The sequence below is a fragment of the Candidatus Obscuribacterales bacterium genome (assembly GCA_036703605.1).
In the GTDB taxonomy this organism is placed as follows: Bacteria; Cyanobacteriota; Cyanobacteriia; order RECH01; family RECH01; genus RECH01.
In genome coordinates, this window is record DATNRH010000470.1 from 1 (window position 1) to 1,899 (window position 1,899).

At 52.1% G+C, this 1,899-nt stretch carries 2 protein-coding genes and 1 pseudogene; all 3 read right to left on the reverse strand.

The window, feature by feature from the left end:
• Positions 1 to 296 (reverse strand): Uma2 family endonuclease (locus V6D20_10005; GenBank protein ID HEY9816113.1); only part of this gene is annotated, 296 nt, incomplete at its 3' end.
• A gap of 358 nt (positions 297 to 654) precedes the next feature.
• Positions 655 to 1,661 (reverse strand): annotated as a pseudogene (locus V6D20_10010) (IS630 family transposase).
• Positions 1,654 to 1,899, reverse strand: a 246-nt coding sequence (locus V6D20_10015) for a CRISPR-associated endonuclease Cas1 (protein HEY9816114.1), incomplete at its 5' end; no start/stop codon positions are given. The gene V6D20_10015 and the pseudogene V6D20_10010, both read right to left, overlap by 8 nt.

Consider the following 1,899-nt stretch of genomic DNA (forward strand, 5'->3'; position numbering starts at 1 on the left):
GAAAAGGCTTGGGCGGTGCGATCGCGATCGTCGCAGGTGACGGATACATCGGGATAGACAAATGGCCCGGCTTCACTGATGCCCACTTTTGCATCAGAATTCCTCACTTTACAGCGCCCTTTTAAGGATACTCGCAAAATCGTGGCAATGTTGAGGGCAATGTCGGCATGGGGCAGTGACCCACCGGTCATGGCAAACACTGCTCCGTCGAAGTATTCATATCGGAGGTCTTGCTGGATTTCCCATTCCAGATAGTCGTCTGGTGTGAGGCGATCGGGGTGAGGAGTGGAAACCATGGCTCGGTGGTACAGGGGATGTCTCTAGTTTAGACTGTGTTTTCCTGCTGAAGGGTTCTAGGGCTGGCTCATGATTTCCCCATGGGAAAAAGAACGAAAAAGGAAGAACGAAGAACGAAGAAATTTTGCTGATATGCTCCAACCGGATCGAACCTTTTCTATTTTCGTTTTTCCCTCTTCGTTTTTCGTTTTTTAGCTCCGCTTCCATCCCCGTGGGAAAAAGAGCGAAAAAAGAAGAACGAAGAACGAAAAAGTTCTGCTGATATCAAGTCGGGTTGAATGCACATGATGAGGCGACATGAGTGTCCCTGTCGTACCCTGGCCACCAATCGTAAAATGTGAGACCTCGAATCAGGTCTTGCTGCTGCAACAATCGCTGACAGCGTTGGTAAACCAGTTCTTCAACCGACTCTATCGACTCAAACACTTGATTGGCTAACACCTCATTAACTAGGGGCCACAGCCGTTCGGCCGGTTGTAACTCGGGTGAGTACGGCGGCATGGGCAGCACATGGATCCCTTCTGGTACCTCTAACTTGTCACTCATGTGCCATCCCGCTTGATCTAACGGCAGCACGATGCGCTTATCGTGACCCACCCCAAAATGCTTGGCAAAATCGTTCAATACTGCGCTAAAGAGGTCAGGTCTGACATAAGGCAGAATCCACCAATACGTCTCGCCCGTTTGGGGGCGGACAAAACCATACAACCAAAGCCACTCCCGTTTCCAGTTGACGATGGCGGTCGGTAGATCGCCAGCCTCGACCCAAATCCGCCGGATGATAGGACATAACCCCATGCGATGCTCATCCTCACACCACACCTCGACGTCGGCGTCGGGATGGGTCTGCTGAACGTGCTCGACGTCCTCCTGGAGTTTTTTTTCCAAGCGTCCTGAGCGTCGAGGTCGGCTTCTTGATGCTGGGGCCTAGGTACCCGCAGACGCCATCCTAACTGGCGCAGGTAGACCCAGCCTTGTTGACGACTGATCGGTTGATCGAGGAGTTCACTCAGATAGTCGGCCACTTTGCGCCCATTCCATAATCCTCCGTCGGGAGCCTCCCCCCGCAGCACTTGCAACAGCAGGGCTTGTTGCTCCTCGGTCAGCAAAGGGGGAGCCCCAGGATTCTCACGGCGACCATCGCCGAGACACTGCGGTCCATGGGCATTGTAGTCACGGACTAGTTCGTAAATCCAATTGCGGCTATAGCCTGTCACGTCAGCGACGTCTTCACTGCGTTTACCCTGAGCTAGTAACCAGATGATCTGATAATGAGACCGTTCAATCGGGTGACGGGCTTGACGGTAGCGTTGAGCCAGTTCGTCAACACTGAGGTGGGGAGTGATGGTAAGTCGCTTAGGCATAGAGAGAATACAGAAGAGTCAGAGGGGATTCTCCCATATTAATATCATGGTCATTCATTCCGACTTGATATAACCCTGCCTGCACACAAGCCACAAACGATCGCGATAGCAAAATGCTGTATCCCCAAATGAGTAAGGCATTGATGGGATCGCAGGGCGTCCGACAGTTGCGTCCCGTAAAGTTCCATTCCTCTGAAAAGCAATAGCGCAGCGCTTGATAATACAACTGGGCACAATT